At 38.9% G+C, this 19953-nt stretch carries 16 protein-coding genes, 1 tRNA gene and 1 riboswitch; of the genes, 9 read left to right on the forward strand and 8 right to left on the reverse strand.

The window, feature by feature from the left end; genetic code table 11:
- Positions 1-121 precede the first annotated feature (121 nt).
- The 5 genes from LBH98_06195 to LBH98_06215 all read right to left on the reverse strand — a co-directional run bounded on the left by LBH98_06195 (position 122) and on the right by LBH98_06215 (position 7263).
- Entirely contained in the window at positions 122-337 is a 216-nt protein-coding gene (locus LBH98_06195; GenBank protein ID MDR0304342.1) for a hypothetical protein, read from the reverse strand.
- Between the two features lie 84 nt (positions 338-421).
- Positions 422-3820 (reverse strand): transcription-repair coupling factor, encoded by a 3399-nt coding sequence (gene mfd, locus LBH98_06200; GenBank protein MDR0304343.1) that lies wholly within the window; start codon positions 3818-3820, stop codon positions 422-424.
- A gap of 36 nt (positions 3821-3856) precedes the next feature.
- Positions 3857-3929: transfer RNA gene (locus LBH98_06205), tRNA-Lys, on the reverse strand.
- A gap of 190 nt (positions 3930-4119) precedes the next feature.
- Entirely contained in the window at positions 4120-5181 is a 1062-nt protein-coding gene (locus LBH98_06210; GenBank protein MDR0304344.1) for a hypothetical protein, read from the reverse strand.
- 36 nt (positions 5182-5217) lie between these two features.
- Positions 5218-7263 (reverse strand): TonB-dependent receptor plug domain-containing protein, encoded by a 2046-nt coding sequence (locus tag LBH98_06215; GenBank protein MDR0304345.1) that lies wholly within the window; start codon positions 7261-7263, stop codon positions 5218-5220.
- A gap of 45 nt (positions 7264-7308) precedes the next feature.
- Positions 7309-7489, reverse strand: a riboswitch (cobalamin riboswitch).
- Positions 7490-7570: 81 nt separating this feature from the next.
- Here LBH98_06215 and LBH98_06220 point away from each other — a divergent pair.
- On the forward strand, positions 7571-7810 hold the full coding sequence (locus tag LBH98_06220; protein MDR0304346.1) for a hypothetical protein: 240 nt from the start codon (positions 7571-7573) through the stop codon (positions 7808-7810).
- Between the two features lie 199 nt (positions 7811-8009).
- Here LBH98_06220 and LBH98_06225 read toward each other — a convergent pair whose 3' ends face one another.
- A complete protein-coding gene (locus LBH98_06225) occupies positions 8010-8924 on the reverse strand; it encodes an exopolyphosphatase (GenBank protein MDR0304347.1) in 915 nt (304 codons plus the stop codon).
- A 152-nt stretch (positions 8925-9076) separates the two neighbouring features.
- Between LBH98_06225 and LBH98_06230 the strand changes: the two genes are divergently transcribed.
- Positions 9077-10039, forward strand: a complete 963-nt coding sequence (locus tag LBH98_06230) for a flippase-like domain-containing protein (protein MDR0304348.1) — start codon at positions 9077-9079, stop codon at positions 10037-10039.
- Between the two features lie 117 nt (positions 10040-10156).
- On the opposite strand, the gene queG is transcribed toward LBH98_06230, so the two are convergent.
- A complete protein-coding gene (gene queG, locus LBH98_06235; GenBank protein MDR0304349.1) occupies positions 10157-10912 on the reverse strand; it encodes a tRNA epoxyqueuosine(34) reductase QueG in 756 nt (251 codons plus the stop codon).
- Between the two features lie 519 nt (positions 10913-11431).
- Between queG and LBH98_06240 the strand changes: the two genes are divergently transcribed.
- The 7 genes from LBH98_06240 (at position 11432) to LBH98_06270 (ending at position 16849) form a co-directional block, all read left to right on the forward strand.
- On the forward strand, positions 11432-11776 hold the full coding sequence (locus tag LBH98_06240) for a hypothetical protein (GenBank protein ID MDR0304350.1): 345 nt from the start codon (positions 11432-11434) through the stop codon (positions 11774-11776).
- Positions 11777-11791: 15 nt separating this feature from the next.
- On the forward strand, positions 11792-12550 hold the full coding sequence (locus LBH98_06245; GenBank protein MDR0304351.1) for a hypothetical protein: 759 nt from the start codon (positions 11792-11794) through the stop codon (positions 12548-12550).
- Between the two features lie 206 nt (positions 12551-12756).
- A complete protein-coding gene (locus LBH98_06250; GenBank protein ID MDR0304352.1) occupies positions 12757-13737 on the forward strand; it encodes a hypothetical protein in 981 nt (326 codons plus the stop codon).
- A 144-nt stretch (positions 13738-13881) separates the two neighbouring features.
- Positions 13882-15276, forward strand: coding sequence for a UDP-glucose 6-dehydrogenase (locus LBH98_06255; GenBank protein MDR0304353.1), 1395 nt, complete (start codon positions 13882-13884; stop codon positions 15274-15276).
- Between the two features lie 74 nt (positions 15277-15350).
- Positions 15351-16010 carry a hypothetical protein gene (locus LBH98_06260; protein ID MDR0304354.1) on the forward strand — a complete coding sequence of 220 codons (660 nt, stop codon included), beginning with the start codon at positions 15351-15353 and terminating at the stop codon, positions 16008-16010.
- Positions 16011-16140: 130 nt separating this feature from the next.
- Positions 16141-16332: a hypothetical protein gene (locus tag LBH98_06265; GenBank protein MDR0304355.1), complete on the forward strand. Its 192-nt coding sequence runs from the start codon at positions 16141-16143 to the stop codon at positions 16330-16332.
- 7 nt (positions 16333-16339) lie between these two features.
- Complete coding sequence (locus LBH98_06270) at positions 16340-16849, forward strand: hypothetical protein (protein MDR0304356.1); 510 nt, start codon at positions 16340-16342, stop codon at positions 16847-16849.
- Between the two features lie 107 nt (positions 16850-16956).
- On the opposite strand, the gene LBH98_06275 is transcribed toward LBH98_06270, so the two are convergent.
- A complete protein-coding gene (locus LBH98_06275; GenBank protein MDR0304357.1) occupies positions 16957-19578 on the reverse strand; it encodes a T9SS type A sorting domain-containing protein in 2622 nt (873 codons plus the stop codon).
- Positions 19579-19953 lie beyond the last annotated feature (375 nt).

Below are 19953 nucleotides of genomic sequence, written 5' to 3' on the forward strand. Positions count from 1 at the left end.
GAGTTTCGCAAAACTCTTTCACTAAACCAAAAGTAATTATTGGAAAAATCACTTTCGTTGTTGAACGTGAAAGCATTTTTTCTATTTTAGACACGCAATATGTTAATTCATTTTCCATAATTTATGCTGTTTTATTGTTAAATGAACGTTCGTAAGGATATGACCTTGTTCTTTTCGGGGATACCCATTTTGAAACAGCAAAAGAAGTTTTACCGTCTTGCAGAAGACAATATGAGGGAACCTTATTAATGTCGAATTTATTGATTTCAACAGTTTGCAAGTCTTCCGACAGAAGCGCCTTATATTTAATTCCCGTTATTTTACCTGTAATTTCCATATTTCCTCAGTATAACATACCGCTCAGTATAACATGCAAAATACGTTATGGCGGCAATCAATGTAAAATTCGCTCACTCTTGTTTTAATCGAAATCTTTGGCTTTTGCAAGAAGCCCCATAGTCATTTTCGCCTGTAAAACAGGTTCGTTTTGAGAAATTTTAGTTTTTAGTTTTATTTCTTTTCCATAATCTATAATAAATTCTGCGTTTTCGATTTTCATGAATCGTGAGCAAATTTTTTGTACGTTTTCATCGCTTCCGCAAATCGTCAACGTCAAATTCTCGTCTTCGCATACGAGTTCTTTCACGCTCAAATTCCGTGCAAGAATTTTTATTCCAATAAAAAGCAAAAGTTCTACGACAGGTTCGGGGATCGCACCGAATCTATCGACAATTTCATTTTGAAAATCATTCAACTCGTCTATGGTTTTTGCCGAAGTGCATTTTTGGTAAAGCATAATTTGCAGCGATGTGTCGCTGACGTAATCCGACGGGAAATACCCGTGAAGTTTTATACGGATTTTTGGTTCAACCGTCTGTTCCGTCTGATTTTCAATATTTTTAAGCCGCTCAATTTCCTCTTTGAGCAACTGACAATAAAGTTCAAAACCGACCGCCGAAATTGAGCCGCTTTGGTCTGTTCCTAATAAGTTCCCCGCGCCGCGAAGTTCCAAATCCCGCATAGCAAGTTGAAATCCGCTGCCTAAATCCGTATATTGTTCCAACGCTTTAAGGCGTTTCATAGAATCGTCTTTAACCGTTTTGAACGATTTCACTAAAAAATACGCAAACGCCTGCAAATTGCTTCTTCCTACTCGTCCGCGAAGTTGATACAGCTGCGACAAGCCCAATTTATCGCTGTTTTCAACGATAATCGTGTTAGCGTTAGGAATGTCTATGCCGTTTTCGATAATCGTCGTGCAAATCAAAATGTCGTATTGCCCCGCAATAAATTTCCCCATAGTTTTATCGATTTTCTCGCCTTCCATCTGTCCGTGCGCCATGGCGATTTTTGCATTCGGAACTAATTTTTCGATTCGCAAATACAATTCGTTAAGCCCTTCTATTCTGTTTAAAACAACAAACGCCTGCCCGCCTCTTTCCAATTCGTTTTCAAGCGCCGATTTTATTAAATCGTCGTGAGATTCGGCAACCCGCGTTTCAATGGACAATCTGTTTTGCGGCGCGGTATTTATAAGCGACAAATCGCGTATTCCCGCCATAGACATGTGCAAAGTCCGCGGAATAGGCGTCGCACTCATCGACAAAACGTTTATAGAATGTCTGAAATTTGTAAATAAATCCTTTTGACTGACGCCGAATCTTTGTTCTTCGTCTATTATCAGCAGTCCCAAATTTTTGAAATTCACGTCTTTTGACAAAATTTTGTGCGTACCTATTAAAATATCTATTTTACCGTCTTTTAATTTTTGTTTGATCTCATTGGATTTCGCATCTTCCACAAGACGGCTTAACTCCTCTATTCTCACAGGAAACTGCGCCATTCTCGCCTTAAAAGTCTGCGCGTGCTGAGACGCTAAAATTGTAGTCGGAGCAAGAACCGCCGTCTGAAATCCGCTCATTGCCGCTTTAAACGCCGCTCGCATCGCCACTTCGGTTTTGCCGAATCCCACGTCTCCGCAAACCAATCTGTCCATCGGTTTTTTGTCTTCCAAGTCCTTTTTTACCTGCTCAATCGCACCGATTTGATCAATGGTCGGCTCAAATTCAAACAAATCTTCAAACTCGTTTTGCCATTTGCCGTCTGCTCCGAAAACTAAACCTTCGCTAAATTCACGTTTTGCGTAAAGTTTTGCCATTTTTAGCGCCATTTCCTGCAACTGTTGGCGCGTCCGTTCTTTTTTTCTTGCCCAAGACGGACTTCCAAGCTGCGACAGTTCGGGAGAAAGACCGTCTTTCCCGATGTATTTTTGGATTTTGTAATAATCGATAATCGGCACTTGCAGCATCGCTTTGTCACGGTATTCAATGAACAGACAATCCTGCTCAAATTCGCCGATTTTCACTTTGTCAACCCCTATATATTTTCCGATACCGTGGTCAACATGCACTACGATATCGCCTCGAGAAAGTGAATCGTAATTTATAGAAGCCGCGCGTTTCGCCATTTTTTGAGCGTATTTTTTACTGAAATTTCTGTCGAAAATTTTACTTTCATTGTAAACGAAAATCTTTTTTTTAAGTGAAAAAAAACCGTTTTTAATCGCGTTAACTTCTATTGTCGGCGCTTCGACGTTTTGTTCTTCAAGCATTTCTTTGAGTCGATTGGCAAAGCCGTGGTTTTCGGCAAAAATTACAATTTCAAACCCCATTTCGCGTTTATGATACAGGTCTTTTAAAAAAAGCGCAAAATCGCCGTTAAACGAATGCTGGTTCATAAAATCGAAACTGTAATTATTATAATCTTTTTTGTTTTGGGCGTTCACAAAACATGTCTTGAAATTGTCGTATTTTTTCAAAATTTCGGATGAAATCAAAAGTTCTTCGGGCTGTGAAATAAACGGTGCGACAATTTCTGGTACGCGGCTTTTATGGCTTTCATAATTGGCGATTTCACGTTCATAGCATCTGTCAAAATCAGGCGGCCCGTTTTGAATAACCAAGGTGTTTTTTGGGAAATATTCAAAAATATTCGTTTCTTTTCTGTCGAACCATTTGTAAAACCATTCCAATCCGTCAATTTCATTAAAAACGCTCCAAGAATGTGCGATAAATTCGTAGTTTTTTTTGTCGATTCTGTTTTCTTCGCAATATTTTTTTATTTTGAGCAAGGCTTCGTCGCGTTTCTCCACTGACGGCGAAAATTCTCGCATCGGCAAAATCGTAATTTGACTTATCGGCTTGATTGAACGCTGCTTAAAAATGTCAAATTCACGAATCGAATCTATTGTATCGCCCCAAAATTCCAATCGAATCGGATTTTCACTTCCGAATGCGTAAATATCAAAAATCCCGCCTCGTTTTGAGTATTGTCCGGGACTATTCACGGAACTTTCCCGCGTAAATCCGGCGTTTGTAAGTTTTTGCGCAAGCAACCCTGGTGCGATTTCTTCATTGACAACAAGCGTTATCGTCGAATTGAACAGGTCTTGCGCGGCGGCGATCGGCTCAAAAATCGTAGAAATCGGCATTACGACTATTTTTGCCTTTCCGTCAAGGATTTCGTTTAAAACAATAAGCCGCCGCTCGCGTATGGGACCAAAAACCGAGCGCATATTATACGGCACGTTTTGCGCTTGAGGAAACAATTTCGCACAGTCGTTCTCCAAAGAATTTAACTCCTCGCAAATTCTTTCGGCGCTTTTTTGGTCTTGCGTCAAGACCGCGCACAGATCGTTTTTCTTGTTTTTGTAAATGTCGTAGATCAAAAAAGAATCGACGCTTTCGGCGATTCCGTTCACATAAACGGAATTTTTTTGCGATTCTTTCGTAATTTCGTCGAATAAAGGGTTAAAATTCATAGATTCTGCGGCTGAAATTCTTTTGTAAAAAGAAAATGAGTCAGGAGGGATTTGAACCCGCGACCCACGCCTTAAAAGGGCGTTGCTCTACCAGCTGAGCTACTGACTCAAAAAATATCTTATCAAAACGAGACAAATATACTTTTTGCGTTTGGAAAAATCAAGGATACTTTTATTTTTTGATAATTTTACCCGTAAATAAACTTAAATCATAATAAAAAACGGGTAAATCGAAAAAACACAACGAAGCAATACGTTACATATCGCTTCGTTGTAAATATAAGTTTAAATTAATTCTTTCAATTCTTTGCTTCAAAAACCGAAATAGTCAAATCCTCATAAGAACCTACAAAAATTTTTCCATTGCCGTTACCGCAAACGCCGTGCGGATTGAAATAAGCCGAATTTTCAAACGGTACCTGTTTAATTATTTCACCGTCTGCCGTTAAATAGGTTAATTTACCATTGTCCTTACATTCCAAAATATAAAAATTTCCGTCTGCAAAACCAACGTCTGCATCACTGTCAATTACTTTTTTAGAGGAATATTTGTTGTTGGAAATTACGCCGTATTTTCCTGCCGTATAATCGGTCTCGATAGTTACCGTTGTCGCGCCGGCGGATTTAATTGAAGATATAGGTAACTGTGTAGTTGCATTAAAATCAATTTCCTTGTTCGCCAAAGAATACTTATACACGTTGCTTCCGCTTCCAAGCCACAAAGCGTTTGTGTTTTGGTTGTAAGAAATCGTCTTAACCGAATTTTTTGCACCCAATTCATCTACAGGACTTAAAGAATTATTGTTCAAATTGAATGTTGCAACATAAGAATCTTCGGAGAGATCATCATTAAAACCCTTAAGCATGAGTAAGTACGCTTCATTGTCCGAAACGAATTCAATTTTTGCGGGGTCCGCTCCTGCAGTCGCACCGTCTAAAATCGTTTGCGCCGTTGCGCTTGTCAGGTCGATTTTTGTAATTCCGCCGTCCACGGCAAAATAATCGCCCATATCCAAAACGAACAAATTATTTCCGCGAATTTCAATTTCAACAACGTTCATAAAATTGCTTTCAAACGTCCGTAAAACATTTCCCGCTTCATCGAGTTCCAAGATTTTGGAGTTACCCGCCGGAACCCAACCATTAAAGTATTGAAATGCCGCGTAAATTTTCCCGTTATTATACTTAACGTCCTGCAACTTTGCTTGACTTGCTTCCGGAAGACTGCTTAAATCAATACTTCTTTTATAAGTAATGTCACCCCCCCCATTACCATCCCCATCATTACTCGACTTTGAACAGCCAAACAACACCAAAGCGGCAAACGTCGCCGCCAAATACAAATTAAACCACTTTTTCATAAACCCTCCTTAAAGGTTACAAGTTAATAAGACACATTATATTTCCCATAAAACACTGCTTTTCATACTGATTCCCGGATACCTCAAAACGAAATATTGATTCTCAAGCGCCGTAATTTTTTCGGGTGAATTTCCCGCCGTGCAAATATCATAAACCCCGATTTGCAACATGATTTTATCTATTTTTTGTTCCAAAACAAAATGAAAAAACGAAAGCCCTTTTCTTTTTTCATCGAAAGGAACACGATGAATATTATATAAATCGTGATAATACGCTGACTTATACGAAAACGACGGAATGAAACAAAAGCCTGCGAAATCGCCGATTTTTATCTCGGTATTGATTTTCAAACGGCTTTCGTTGGGCAAATAAAGTTTTTTATTGCTTTTTTCGCTCAAATTGCGCGGTTCTTGATAAGTCAAATTATTTTTCAATTCGACTTTTGGGGAAATCTTATAAAAAATATCGTTTTCAATTCCGTAAGTTATTGATTTTGCAATGTTTTGCGCTTTCCCGACATTACCGAAATAAACAATGCGTATCAAGTCGTGCGAATAATTGACAAAACTCGCCGTCGATACTTTAATTTTGTCATAAGATCCTGAATTTATACCTACTTGCGATGAAAAAATCTTTTCCGGCAGCAAATTTGTGCTTGGGATTATGCCGTAATAACCGTATCGTTGGCGCAAATTTGGTATTCTCTCCGCAAAAACCGCATCTGCAAATATTTGTATCGGCTTAATTAAAAAGTAATTATTTATATTAAATCGCAGGGATTTATCGGAATCGCAATTTGTAGCGTCGGGGATGTTTTTATAGACAAAGCCTTCTTTCCAATTATTAGTTTTATCCGCATATCCGCGAATAGTTCCGCCCAAAATTATTTCCGGATAAGGCGTAAAAAAAGACAAATCGGCGGAAACCGCGCCGTTGAGACGATTAACTTCTCTGTCGCTTATATCAAATCCCGTGATTTCGTTTTGATAATTTATTTTTTCGAAACGTGTCGAAGCGTATAAAGATACGGCGAAATTTCGTCCCGCTTCAAATTTATGAAAATACCCGAAATCAAATACCGAATTTTTTGTCGCGATTTCACCTTTTCCGTTTTTTGGCAAAAGAGAATATGGGAACGCTATATTATCTTTACTTGTCCAACAGAATTTGTCGTTTGAAAAAATCGCGAAAATATTGATTTTGTTCTCAAATCCGCCATGAAATTTTTGGGTTAACGAAAAAGCATAGTCTCCGTTTTCATCGTAAGCGCTTTGGTTGCGAAATTTATAAAGAACTCCCGCCGGCGACGGAATTTCGTAGATTGAACGAAAAACCGAGAAATCACCGTTAATGTCAAAGTTTTTTTGTGAATTTTTTATATTTCCCGAAAGCGAAAACGAGCGGTATTTATTGTTGTCCATAGTTCGTATCGTATCGTCTTTTTCGTGACCTTTCCCATAAAAAGTTCCGTTGTAATCCATATATTTGTAATTATTTTCCGCAGAATGCCAATTTCCTGAAAGCGATAATTTAGTTTTTGGACTTACGGGAATAAAATTGATATTTACAAAAGAATGAGTTTCACCGAAACTGCCTAAAAGTAAAAAAAACTGTGAATTAAAATCAAAAATATTTTCATCGTTGTAATTTTCGGTAATAATGTCCACCGCGCCGCCAAGCGTATTACCGCCTAATTGCGCAGGGACAAAACCCTTGTAAATCTTTATGTTTGAAATATTTAAGCCGTTAAATCTTGACATATCGACTGTTGCGCCGGCGGCGCTTGCTACGGAATTTCCGTTTAAGAAAACGCCAAGCCTTCCGCCTGAAATTCCGCGGATAGAGAAATTCTCAAAATTTCCGACCGCACCGCCTCTGTCTTTTTGAACGCCGCTTTCAAAAGCGATCGTTTTCAAAACACCCTGCGATTTCGCTTTTTCACCCGAAACTCGTTTTACAATACTTTCATTTTGAACGGCAGAGTCAATCTCTTCGACGATAAGCATCGTGTCGGCAAAAAACTGCGCGAAACTTAAAACACTGCAAAACATTATCGGCAAAAAGACCGAATAAAATCTCAAAATTCACTCCGAAAAAAACGTATAAGCAATTAAGTCATCAGCAAAACCGCTCTGAAAATTTTACGAAGGTCTTCCGGCTTAAATCTTAAATCTCCGCCTTCCCAAAAAACTTTTTCAGTGGCGTTTTGTCGAGATTTTTTGCAGATTAATACGGCAACTGTGATTGCTTATGATTTTCACATAATTCCCTGACGCGCAAAACTTACCGGAAATATACTATATTGCACAATAGAACAAGATAATTAGAACCTTGCTTTCGTCGATTATACAAAAAGTATTTTAATTGTCAGGGAAAGGAAATTAAATAATGAAAAAAGAAACTAAATCAGATATTATCGCTTTGGCTATTGCGTTCGTCATCTCATATACCGGATATATAATAATGGGAATTTCCGACTACTGCGACGATAACGGAGAAAGTTTTCTAGAAGTATTTTGGGAAACGCTCTTAGTCGGTCTAACATCTCCATTGCCTATGATATGGACTGGCTATCCTTTTGTAATTTACCTTATTATTCGTTTTTGTATCAATAGATTTTCCCATTAATTAAAACTCACCTTGTATTCCAAACTGCCATCCGCCGCCTTTTCTTTTAAGATATATTGGCGAGTTTTCTTTTTCTCTCTAAATTTTTCCGCGACTTCTTCTAATCGACTTTTTTGTTCCGGCAGAGGATTTATATCTACGTTTTTGGAATTTTGTTAAGGCGCTTTTTCCATTCTTCATCGCTCATTTTAAATCCTTATTAACCGTCGGCGTTGATTTTTTCTATCAGTTCTTTAATCACCCTGTCGGCGTCTTCGTACGGAACTTGACATGTTCCGACCTGCCGATGCCCGCCGCCGCCATATTTAAGAAGCAGTGCGCCTACGTCGGTTTTTGACGTCCGGTTTACGACCGAATGTCCTACCGCGATAGGGGCGTTGAGTTTTCCGCGTCCGTCAACTATCCAAAGTGAAATGTTTTGTTCGGGATAAAGCGAATAAATATAAAAGCGGTTGCCCGTATAAATATCTTCTACTCCGCGTAAATCCGTAACGATAGCGTTTTTGTAAATTTTAGTATGTTTTTCAAGCATTTTGCGAAACAATTCTGTTTGTTCTTTATATAATTCCACTCTTTCCTTAACGTCCGGATTTGCAAGAATTTCATCAATAGTTTGCGTTCTGCACACTTCCATTAAAATTTCCATAAGTTCATAATTAGATATTCTGAAATTTCTGAATCTTCCGAGTCCTGTACGCGGATCCATCAAAAATCCGAGTAAAATCCAGTCCTTCGGATTAAGAATTTCGTCGGCGGTAAGTTTTCCCGCATCTACTTTATCGACCCATTTTACCATTTCTTTGAAATGCGGTAATTTTTTTTCCGCACCGTAGTATTCGTAAATGACTCTTGCGGCGCTGTCGGTAACACGGCTTTCGCCTTCAAACTTCATATTTTTTCCAAGCCGTTCGGTTTCGCTTGAATGGTGGTCAAACCATAATTTACATCCCGGAACATACGGAACATTCGCTAAAATATCGTTGTCGGTAATATTCACAACGCCGTCTTGTAAATCTTTGGGATGAACAAATTTCCATTCGTCGATTAAACCGAGTTCTTTGAGCAACGCTCCGCATGCCAAACCGTCAAAATCCGATCTTGTAACTAATCTCATAAAACAATCCTTTTTTGAATATTCTTAATATAGGAGAAATTGTCAACCGCTTCCAAAAAATATATTTTCTCAATACATAAAAAGTTGTTTTTTGTTAATTTATGTAATATTTTGTCTTTGAATAAAATATTTTCTCGTTGAAACGGAGAGAAATGTATAGAAAAATCATAATATCCGTAATTCGGATTATATTCTTAGTTTGCCCGATTTTATGGCTCGTATTTATTGTCGATTACAGATCGGTTGCGGATCTTCTGAAATCGTTGAATTTATATATAGTTTTGTTTTTATTGACGCTTACTTTTGTTCGTTTTGTACTCACGTCGCTTCGATTTTGGTTTCTTATATCGCCGTTTTCCAACAATATAAAGGCTGTTGATTTTATCCTTTTGGATTGGAAAGCGCGTTATTATTCCATAATTATGCCGTCAAGCGCCGGGCAGGATATTTCTCGCGCCGTTTTATTGAAAAAACATCTTTGCGTCGGAGAAATTCTTGCGATTTCGGTGTTTTTTAGAATGACGGGAATAATAACGCTTGTTTTGCTTTCGATTTTCGGATTTTTTAGATTATATTTTGAGCAAGACGTTTCGGGGGCGATGTTATTCGCAGCGATTGTGTTTTTCGCGGTATGTACGATATCGTTTGTTTTTTTTTCCGAAAAAGCGACAAAAAAAATATTATCGCTGCTGCCTTCAAAAACTCCGAAAAAACTTGTCGAATTTCTTGTAGGCGCTTCACAGGCGATTCTGTTATATAAAAAACACGCTAAACTCGTAATATTTAATTTGATTTTCTCGCTTATTTTACACCTTTTGTACATCCTGTTTGTCGTGATTTTAATTTATTCTATCAGCGGTGAATTTAAAACGCTGGAAATCCTGACTTTTATTCCGTTGATAGAAATTTTTTCGGCGGCCGTACCGTTTGCGCCGAACGGAGCCGGAATACGCGAGGGGTTGCTTATATTGTTTTTTAACGTAATAAACCAAACGAAAGAACAGGCGTTTTCGTACATTACCTTTAACACGATAACTTATTTGATTCTTTTTTTGGGGTTTTTTGTCATAGTTTTCGAAAAAATAAATAAAAAGTTCAAGTCAAAACTTACTTAGTCAAGGATTGTTTGGGGAGATGGACTTTCCACTCAAATTTCTGTTGATATTGACGAAGGAGTTAAGCGTTTTTCGTCAATACATTGTGATGAGTTAGTGAGTATTTCTAAAAATATTTTAAATTTGAAACGCGGCGTTTTTCGGACAGACTTCCTGACAAATATCGCAGCCCTGAACATAACCGAAACAATCAAAATTCTCATCGACTTTATAATTATTTTGATAGGAAATGCACTTATTGCAATCTAACGTGTAGTTTTCGACAAGTGCGCCTGTCGGACAGGATTTTATACACTTATTGCAATTTCCGCACGAATTTTCTTGCGAATTTTTATGACTTTCTTCAATTTCAAGTTCCTTATCAATAAGTAAAACCGCAATGTTACAAAACGAGCCTATTTTGTTTGAAATAAAAAGCGTGTTTTTGCCTACAAACCCGAGTTTTGCTTTTTGCGCCCAATATTTTTCAAGAATCGGAGCGGAATCGACGCAAATCCTCGAATTTGTGTCCGGTAGAATTTCGTTTATTTTTTGCGATAAGATTCTTAATTTCTTACGCATAGAAACGTGATAATCCTCCTGCAAAAGGTAACGTGCGACTTTGTTTTTTTGCGGAGTTACCAGAAAATTGTGGCTTTGTAAAACGACGATAACGCTTTTTGCGTTTTCCAAAAGCAGTTTCGGATTAAAACGAATATCGACGTTTTTTTTAATCCATTCCATTTTCGAGTTAAAGCCGTTTTCAAGCCAATTTTCAAAAAATCGCCGGTATTCGCTTTCAACTTCGCAGACTTTCGCAAATCCGCAGTCGTCAAATCCTATTTCTGCGGAAAGACTGCGGATCTTTTCTTTAATCTGAGTCGAATTTTGCAAAAGATTATGGCGGGTATTTTTTGCAAACGCCGTATCGGTATAAATTTTATCGGATAACGTTAATTTCGCTCCTTTTACTTGAAAATAATTACCGTATAAAATAATATATACTAGAACTTAATGTTTATATCCATTAGACAGTATAAAATCTGAATTTAAGTTTTTAATTAAAGTTGCCAAATAAACGGGAAATATTTGTATTGCCGATGAAATAAATATTATTTTACCAATACCACAAAAACGGCTTGTGAAATACCTGTTAAATTGTATTTCAACAAACCTTAGTTTATTTGCTATTAGCAACAAATCAATCCTTTTGGGTTGTTCTGCTTTGTTGCTCATTAGCATATAGTTAATAGGTACATGGTCGTTTTTGTGGTAAATTATGATTATAGGCAGAGCAGCCTTTTCAGATATTTACCGCTGTCAAGTTCTTTTCTTCCTTTATTCATAAGATTTTAGATTCGGTAACAAGCATAGCGTTTTTTGTATAACTTTTTGATTCTTAAGGGTAATGTTATGAAAAAGGTGTTTTTGATTTTATTGGCGTTGTTCGCTTCTTCAATTATAGGCGATGTAGTTAAACCGCAAGCGCAAATATATCCGGCGGATAAATACAGAGAGAATGACGGCGTAAAATTGTGTTTAGTTGCAGAATACGGACTTTATGGCGACGCTTCACCGTACGGGCGGCGGCGTGCAAGCAAAAAAGCGCAAAAACTAAACAAGAAAAATCCAAATCATTATTACTTTGTTGATGATGTAGATTCAGTCGCCGTATCGTATTTCAATACTGATTTTGACAGAATTGTTCATCGTATGGACTATATTTGCAAAGTTAGAGAATATAAAAAGTGTGAATAGCAGGGAGATGAAATAATGGAAGCGACAAAACAGCAAATTTGGGAAATAATGGACGAAATTACCGAAGTGGTAAAAAAGCCGCTTCAGTATAAAAATCCATATCCATGTTATTACTTGAAAAAAGAATCAAACGAACAACTACTTGAACAAAAAATGCAAGAATTTGACAAATCAACAAAAGGACAATTAGCATTAGGGTTTAAAACAGCCCAAACATTAAGTAGCCTTTATAATGAAATAAATGCTATTCATGCGATTTACTCAAAAATATATTACGATAACGACGACGACATAAAAAACATAATGGACGAAAATGATATGATTGAAGCGGTTTTGTGTGACTATGGCTTGTATAATTACGATAAAGACGATTTGGAGTTATTTAAAGAATACGATGAAGAAAAAAGAAATAAAATGTTGAGTATCAGAAATGAAATTCAACAGTATGCAAAGGAATATAAAAAACGAAGTGATAAATTGTTGAGATTAAACGGTAAATTATTAGAAGCGTTACAGATTGCAAATGTCCCTGAATATACAGGAAAGGATGTTTTGAATATGGGGCTTGAAATTGGAAAAGAGTACGAGGTTTTTAGTAGAAATAATGGTTGGGAAGTAGCGGTATTGATAAAAATTACAAAGAAAAATTTGGTTTTTGAAAGGGCTATTTCCGGTATGCAACGATTGTTAAAAATTAAAGATGCCGGGTATATGATTAGATTTACCGGAAATGAAAAAAAACATATTTCTTATGCCAAAGAATTTATGTGGTAATTTTAGGAAAAGAAGGAAGAAAATGAAAAAGACTTTGTTGATTGTGTTAGCGGTATTTACCGCTTGTATGCTTTTTTGTTGCAGTAATGGCGAAACTTACACTTTTCGCTGTTTTTTTGCTTGAAATTTTAATTTTGCCGTAAAGAAACGGCGGGAAAGCGGTTGTTGTGTCTTTTAGGGAAATGAAAATTGCGGCTTTGAGGAGTATGGAAGATTTTGATGTTCCGGCGACAGCTAATCAAATCGGTAAACACTCTATAGAAAAAGGATATTATTCCGGCGAAACAGGAAGAGAAAAAAGCTTTAGTTGGCCTTTTATTTTAGCTTGTCTTAACGGAGATGCGAGAGTAAAAAGAATAAAAAACGAAAGAAAAAACGAAAGAGGAATATATGCTTACTATTTAGCAAGTAAAGAGGCGAAAATAAAATTTCCCGGTGAAGAAATTACGGGAAATGAAACAGACGACGGCAATGTTACAAGCAAAAAAGAAACACCGTATCTCGAAGAAGATCTGCATAAACTTTTTGTATCATATCTGAAAAACGAGGGGGTTTATGCTAAAACTATTAATCACAAACAGGCAAAACACGTTGAACCGAATCAAAATTGGACGCACCCCGATATTGTCGGAGTAAAATTTTTGAATTTAACCTTAGCGGCGTCGGCGCGCAATTTTCTGAACGCCGTAAATAAAATGGATACGTTCAATATTTACTCCTACGAATTAAAAAGAGAAATACAATCCGATAGAGAACTTAAAGAATATTATTTTCAGGCGGTTGCAAATTCGACTTGGGCGAATTACGGCTATCTTGTCGCATTTGATATTAATGACAATTTGTTGGATGAACTAAAACGACTTAACAAATTGTTGGGAATAGGTTTTATTGAATTATCTGCAAATCCGTTTGAAAGCAAAATCGTTTGTTTGGCGCAATATAAAAATCTTGATTTCGATACAATAAGTAAATTGTGCAAACAAAATGAAAAAGATTTTGTCCCGTTTATCGATAACGTAAAAAATATTGTGAGCGCAGACGAAAAGTATCATGATTCGACGTTGCGCAATTTTGAATATGAAATCTGTGACAAGTATTTTAAGGCGAACGATTACGAAAATATTGAGAAGTATTGCCTTGAAAAACACATTCCTATAGACGACACGGAAGAAGGAGTAAGAATTTAACCATATTTGCGACAGAAACAGGATTACCGCATATAAGCCGTTAAAAAGCGAGATTTTTATCGTATTTCGCCGTTTTTTCTCTTACGAAACAAAACAATCTATGCAAAATATTATTTTATTGTGAAATTAATAGGAGAATAAAAAATGACAAAAGAATTTGAAACGAAAATTTTATGTATCGGAGCCGGATATGTCGGCGGTCCTACCATGGCGGTTATCGCTCAAAAATGTCCGAACGTTAAGGTAGTCGTAGTAGATATTAACAAGGCGAGAATAGACGCTTGGAATAGTAAAAATTTACCTATTTACGAGCCCGGACTTAGCGAAACGGTTAAAGAAGCGCACGGCAGAAATTTGTTTTTCTCGACAGACGTGGATAACGAAATCGCCAAAGCGGATATAATTTTTGTTTCGGTTAACACCCCTACGAAACAGTATGGAGTAGGCGCGGGGAAAGCGAGCGATTTGCAGTATTGGGAAAAAACCGCCCGTGCGATCGTCGCCGCTTCAAATACCGATAAAATTATTGTCGAAAAAAGTACTTTGCCCGTACGTACCGCGGAGGCGATGGAACGTGTTTTAAATTCAAACGAAAAAGGCTTGCATTTTGAAGTCTTATCCAATCCGGAATTTTTGGCGGAAGGAACCGCGATAGCGGATTTGCATAATCCCGACCGTGTTCTTATCGGTTCTATGGAAACGGAAAGCGGAGTCGCCGCACGAAATAAATTGGTCGATATTTACGCAAACTGGGTTAGCCGTGAAAAAATTATCACGAGTAACGTTTGGAGCGCAGAACTTACTAAACTGGCGGCAAACGCTTTTTTGGCGCAAAGAATCTCTTCGATAAACGCAATGTCGGCTGTTTGCGAGGCGACAAAAGCGGATATAAGCGAAATTTCGCGGGCTATCGGTACGGATACGCGGATAGGGGCGAAGTTTTTGAACGCCAGCGTAGGTTTCGGCGGCAGTTGTTTTAAAAAAGACGTGCTGAATTTAGTTTATATCGCCGAGTCCAACGGACTTGCCGAGGTCGCGCAGTATTGGGAATGGGTTATTAAAATGAACGAGTATCAGGAATCGCGTTTCGTAGAAAATATGATTCGCGCCATGTTTAATACCGTAGCGAATAAAAAAATCGCTTTGTTCGGATTTGCGTTCAAAAAAGATACCGGAGATACGCGGGAAACGCCCGCCTTGTTTGTAAGCCGAAAACTTGCCGAAGAGCGTGCGTTAATCACGATTTCCGACCCGAAAGCGCTTGACAACGCAAAAATCGATATGAAAAATTTGAGCGGCGTTCTTTACGAGATTGATCCTTATATCGCGGCGAAAGACGCTCATTCCATAGCGATCCTGACCGAATGGGATTTGTATAAAACGCTTGATTACGAAAAAATTTACAAAAGTATGGTTAAGCCGGCGACGATTTTTGACGGACGAAACATTTTAGACCATCAAAAACTGTTTGAAATCGGGTTTAACGTTTATCGAATCGGAAAACCTGCATTATTGCACTACGAAACGGCGTTGATCTAAAAACGTTTCCGGTCTGCCGAAAAAAAATAAACTACCGCTTATTTTTTCCGATACTCTGTAAAAAGGGGTAAAGGATGAATATTGAAATTAAAAGCTGTGAAATTGCGTACGGCGCCTGCGGCGTCTCTTTTGAATTTGTAAAAAACGACAGTGGCAAAGCGTCGTTAATCGTGAAAAACGTTGACAACGCCGATTTGTCGCAGGAGCGAAAACAAAATTTTTTACAAAAAATATCGGAAAAATTATCAAGCGGAAAAAAACTTAGCGGAAACGAAATGAGAATGTTACAGCAAAATTCGCCCGTTTTGTTTCAAAAGGCGGTTTTTATCGAAATGGAACGCAAACAAATAAAGAGACAACTTAGCGCTTGCAAATCCAAAAAAGAAGTACAGGACTTATACGACAGGAAAATGATGCAATTCTTAACGGAACAAAAAGCGATAGAACGGACGTCGATGCCTAAAGAAAAAAAGGCGGAGGCGATGGAGTTTCTGAAAATGCGCCGCGAAGCGTTTAACGACGAATTTAAAGAATTTAAGGAGTCCGCCCTTTATAAATCGCTTCCGGACAAGCGTAAAGAAAAAAACGACCGTTTTGATTCGACCGCGCAAAACAGAGAAGAAATCTACTTTTACACGAATAAAAAAAATAACGCTTTTGATTCTGAAACAAGCGGCGCGCAATCTTATTCCGAACAGGCGAGATTTGAAACCAAAGTAAACATTTCGGTATAAATTTCATATTTTTTGTAAAAACAAATATTATATTACGATAGAACATATAAACGGCTTTATTTGTGTTTGGCAATAAATTTGCCTATTTAATCTTAAAAAATATTTTGTTTTAAAAAAGGAGAAGAGGTAAATGCAACAAGAATACGATTTGGGAGAATTGCTGAAAAATCCTGACAAACGGCTTACGAAAGAGCAATATGAGAATTGGAACAAGTATATAAGTCAAGGAAATGACGACAAGTCGGCGAACGAGGTTGATATTAGCGCCGCGATCAATAAAAGGTGCGAGGAAATACGAGAACGCGGAACTTATGTGTTGTAGCGGTTCTATGTCTGACTTTAATTCGCAAAAGCGGTTTACCGAAATTAGCAAATTAGCGAATTTATATTACGAACGAAGTGATAAAATATTTATTGAGTACAACGAAAAAACTATAAATGAAATAGAGGAAAAATATTCCGGCCGTTTGTCGATTTTGAAAGAAGAAATATACGGCGATGCGATCGGACAGAAAATAGACAGACATAAAATTATTGCGTTGTATATTCAGATGTTTTTAGAAAATCCGCTGTTTACTGTTTTGCAAGGCAGAGAAAATCTATATCCGTCCCCATCTACGCTACTTATAAATGAGTACTTTTGCTTGGACATTGCAATAATAATTCTAACGAGATGGAATGAAGCGGCGTTGGACATAAATAAATTTAGCAAATATAAAATACATTTTTTGAAACTACTTGCATATTATAAGGGATATAGCGAACTCCATAAAAGAAATTTGGCTTTTACTTATGCGTTGGCGCACATCATACATTTTATTGAACTAAATTATTTGTAATTTCTCAAAATATACTTTCCACCGTTTTTCATCGTCAAATTTTTTCTCAAAAAACGGGGACGGAAAAATTCCGCCCCCGTATAAAAACCGATATTCGCGACAAAAGATTATTTAATCATTATCTTATGCTGCAATACCGAAGCGCCGGCTTGCTTCACGTTGAGAATCAACAAACCTTTAGCGAGATTGTTCGTTCTCAAACCGGTAACGTTTACGCCGTCCATAGCGTCAAACTTTACACTGCTTATCAAGCGTCCCTGCAAATTGTAAAGTTCCGCCGTATAATTGCCTTTTCTCAAATTCAGAGCGATTTGTCCGTTTCTGATTCCGGCAAACGACATGCGAACCGTATTTTGAACGACGTTTGACGCCGAATTATGCACCAAAGGACCTTCGACGTCCACATCTACGCCCTGCCCGAACCATTCGCCGTTTTTAATAAGCAGCGCCGAATGATCGTTCGTCTTGAACGGATTGATCGATACCGACCAGATTTTACCTGCGTCGTTATCCATCGACACGGGTTTTCTTCTCGGCGAATTATCCGGATCGGTATTGGTCGGATTTCCGTCGTAAGCGATCGCAAGGCTTGTAACGGCTTCTCCAAGATTCACGATAACGCTGATTTCTTCCTTGTGTACGTCGTTAACGGTTTCACCCGCTTTTTGCGTCAACGTCACCTTCCAATTGTCGCCGACATCGGTCAAATTCGCGTCAGTGTTGAAAGCGTTGGCGGTCATACGATATTTAACCGCTTCGGACGGGGTATATACGGCAAGTTTTTTAGCCGTAATCAATGTATCGACATGCCGCAAGTGTTCTTTGAGCTGGCTCTTTGTTATACCGCCCCACCATCCGCCTTTGTTGAGCGCCGCATTGTTAACGGGCCACAAATCGGGAGCGTCGTCGTTATACCAGTCGCCTACAATGTCTGCGACCGCGTGAAGTTCGCGAATCATATAACCGTTAAATTTGATTATCGAGTCAACCATCGCGTTTATTCCCAAAAGCACGTGAGCGTTGTTCGGCACAAGGAACTTCGGTTGATCGCTCGTAGGCGCCGTCCAGTCCTTATCGTTAATAAAGAACGCGTCGAAATCCAATCTGAACGGATGATAGAAATCACCTTCCATTGGTTTTCCGGATTTTGCTCCGCCTCGCGCCCCTACAAATTTACCCGCGTCAGGGTAAGTTACGCCTTCATACAAGTGATTGTGCGTTTTTTCGCTGTAAGCGTCATACGGATAGCCTAAATATTCGCTCTTTTTACCTTTTGCAAAGTATTCGCCCGCCGTCTTAACGTTTTTGTAAACGTTCGTGTTAATAATAGCGTTCGCGGTATCGACGTTTCGTCTGGTTTGCGGTCCGGCGACTCCGGTTCCTCCGTCCCAGCCTTCTATACAGAACAATTTAGCGACAAAACCCGGACGTCCTTGATCTCTTTGAGTTACAGACCAACCGGGTCCGCTTGTCGGACAGCCGGGGGGATTTTCACACCCCGGAGAAATCCAGTCGGTCGTTATTCTCGCTCCGTTGTAGTAATACGGATAGTCGCTTTTTAGCAGCCCTTCTTCAAACCACTGAACTCCCGTCGCGGCGATATAACCTTCCTGATACCCTTCCCATTCGTCGGCGTTGGGGTTGTAATTTGTATATGCCACATACACTTTTTGTCCGCTTGGAAGCGTAACCTCTTCGATAGGGTTTCCCTTGTAATTGGCTTTTTTAGTAATTCTTATACTGGGATCGTTCCACTTGACGCTCGTAGAGGGGTCGTAACCCGTCCAATAAGCAGGCCATTCTACCGTTACCATCTCGCTTTCCGCCGTAATCGTGAAAGGATGACCGCCGTCAGGAGCGCCGTCAACCCAATACGAACCATTGAGAATGCCATGGTTTACCGGATTTCCAAAACTTGAAGCGCTGTTAAGCATAGCATCGGTTATCGCGCCCGACCAGGAATCGGGACCAAAATTCAAAACGGACTGAGTAACGCCTTGTTTTGATTTTGCCGTAATTTTCCACGTTCCGACGACTTCCAAACCGCGAACCGAGGGCGGAACCGCAGGGTCGGTTTGAGAAACCGTTTTGCCAGGATAATAAATCTGCCACTGGTCCGCCGAAGAAGTGTGGTCTATGGTATGGTTGAATATTTCGTGTCCTTCGCCGACCATTTCAATCGCTTTTTTCCAGTCCGCTTCTTCGGTTTGTCCTACTATAACGCCCCAAGCCATCTTGATTTTGGGAAACTCCTTTGCCGCATCCCATCCCGGCTTTACCGATAATTCAAACGGCATACCGCCGAAGTCGTCTAATGTAATGGAGTATGCTCCGTTAGCGGCGTCTCTCCACGTAGGCACCTTAGCCTCTCCTGCGCCTATGTTGTTAAGAGCCGCGCTTCCGTTTGCCCCGTTCCACGTAACCGCCTTGAAATTCGGTCTTCCGCCGTTGTTCGCCGCAGAAAGCGAGTTGATAAGAACCCAAGGAGAAGTTCCGCCTTCCGCCGCAAATTCTCCAGGAATCGACGAACTGTCGGCCGCAAACTTCGCCCACCAATATAGGTCTTTATCGCCGAACTTGCCGTATTTAACGGTATCGCCCGCGCCATCCTGCCAACTGCCCTTATATTCGGCATCTTTCTTCCAATCGTCAGGACTTTTCCATCCGAAACACATTGAAACAGTTAACAACGCGACAATCGCCGCCGCGCTTGATTTTTTGAAGTTCATACTTCATACCACCTTTCTAAAAAAAGAAACAAAAAACAAATAATCCTCATTCTACGTTCTACGTCCGTATTTATATTTAGTTAAAGTACGGCAATATAGACGATCGTGCACCGGAAATATCGCGTCAAACACTTTTCTTTACTTAAGGTTAAATACATAAAAAAGCGACATTTTACAAAACGACAAAATTCTGTCGTTTATTTTTGTTCCGACTAAACGTGCGTCATACGTTGACGGCGAAAGCGCAAAATTCGCAGCATAAAAACGACCGTTTTTGTACGGCGAATTTGTTTTTATTAAATTTTTACGAAAGGACATTTATGTTATACGCTTATATTCGTGTCAGCACGGACACACAGACGGTTGAAAACCAAA

This window comes from Chitinispirillales bacterium (genome assembly GCA_031254455.1).
Lineage (GTDB): Bacteria > Fibrobacterota > Chitinivibrionia > Chitinivibrionales > Chitinivibrionaceae > WRFX01.

Coding starts and splice junctions, on each gene's coding strand:
- LBH98_06195 (MDR0304342.1), bottom strand. CDS start 337: ATGGAAATTACAGGTAAAATAACGGGAATTAAATATAAGGCGCTTCTG.
- mfd (MDR0304343.1), bottom strand. CDS start 3,820: ATGAATTTTAACCCTTTATTCGACGAAATTACGAAAGAATCGCAAAAA.
- LBH98_06210 (MDR0304344.1), bottom strand. CDS start 5,181: ATGAAAAAGTGGTTTAATTTGTATTTGGCGGCGACGTTTGCCGCTTTG.
- LBH98_06220 (MDR0304346.1), top strand. CDS start 7,571: ATGAAAAAAGAAACTAAATCAGATATTATCGCTTTGGCTATTGCGTTC.
- LBH98_06225 (MDR0304347.1), bottom strand. CDS start 8,924: ATGAGATTAGTTACAAGATCGGATTTTGACGGTTTGGCATGCGGAGCG.
- LBH98_06230 (MDR0304348.1), top strand. CDS start 9,077: ATGTATAGAAAAATCATAATATCCGTAATTCGGATTATATTCTTAGTT.
- LBH98_06240 (MDR0304350.1), top strand. CDS start 11,432: ATGAAAAAGGTGTTTTTGATTTTATTGGCGTTGTTCGCTTCTTCAATT.
- LBH98_06245 (MDR0304351.1), top strand. CDS start 11,792: ATGGAAGCGACAAAACAGCAAATTTGGGAAATAATGGACGAAATTACC.
- LBH98_06250 (MDR0304352.1), top strand. CDS start 12,757: ATGGAAGATTTTGATGTTCCGGCGACAGCTAATCAAATCGGTAAACAC.
- LBH98_06255 (MDR0304353.1), top strand. CDS start 13,882: ATGACAAAAGAATTTGAAACGAAAATTTTATGTATCGGAGCCGGATAT.
- LBH98_06260 (MDR0304354.1), top strand. CDS start 15,351: ATGAATATTGAAATTAAAAGCTGTGAAATTGCGTACGGCGCCTGCGGC.
- LBH98_06265 (MDR0304355.1), top strand. CDS start 16,141: ATGCAACAAGAATACGATTTGGGAGAATTGCTGAAAAATCCTGACAAA.
- LBH98_06270 (MDR0304356.1), top strand. CDS start 16,340: ATGTCTGACTTTAATTCGCAAAAGCGGTTTACCGAAATTAGCAAATTA.
- LBH98_06275 (MDR0304357.1), bottom strand. CDS start 19,578: ATGAACTTCAAAAAATCAAGCGCGGCGGCGATTGTCGCGTTGTTAACT.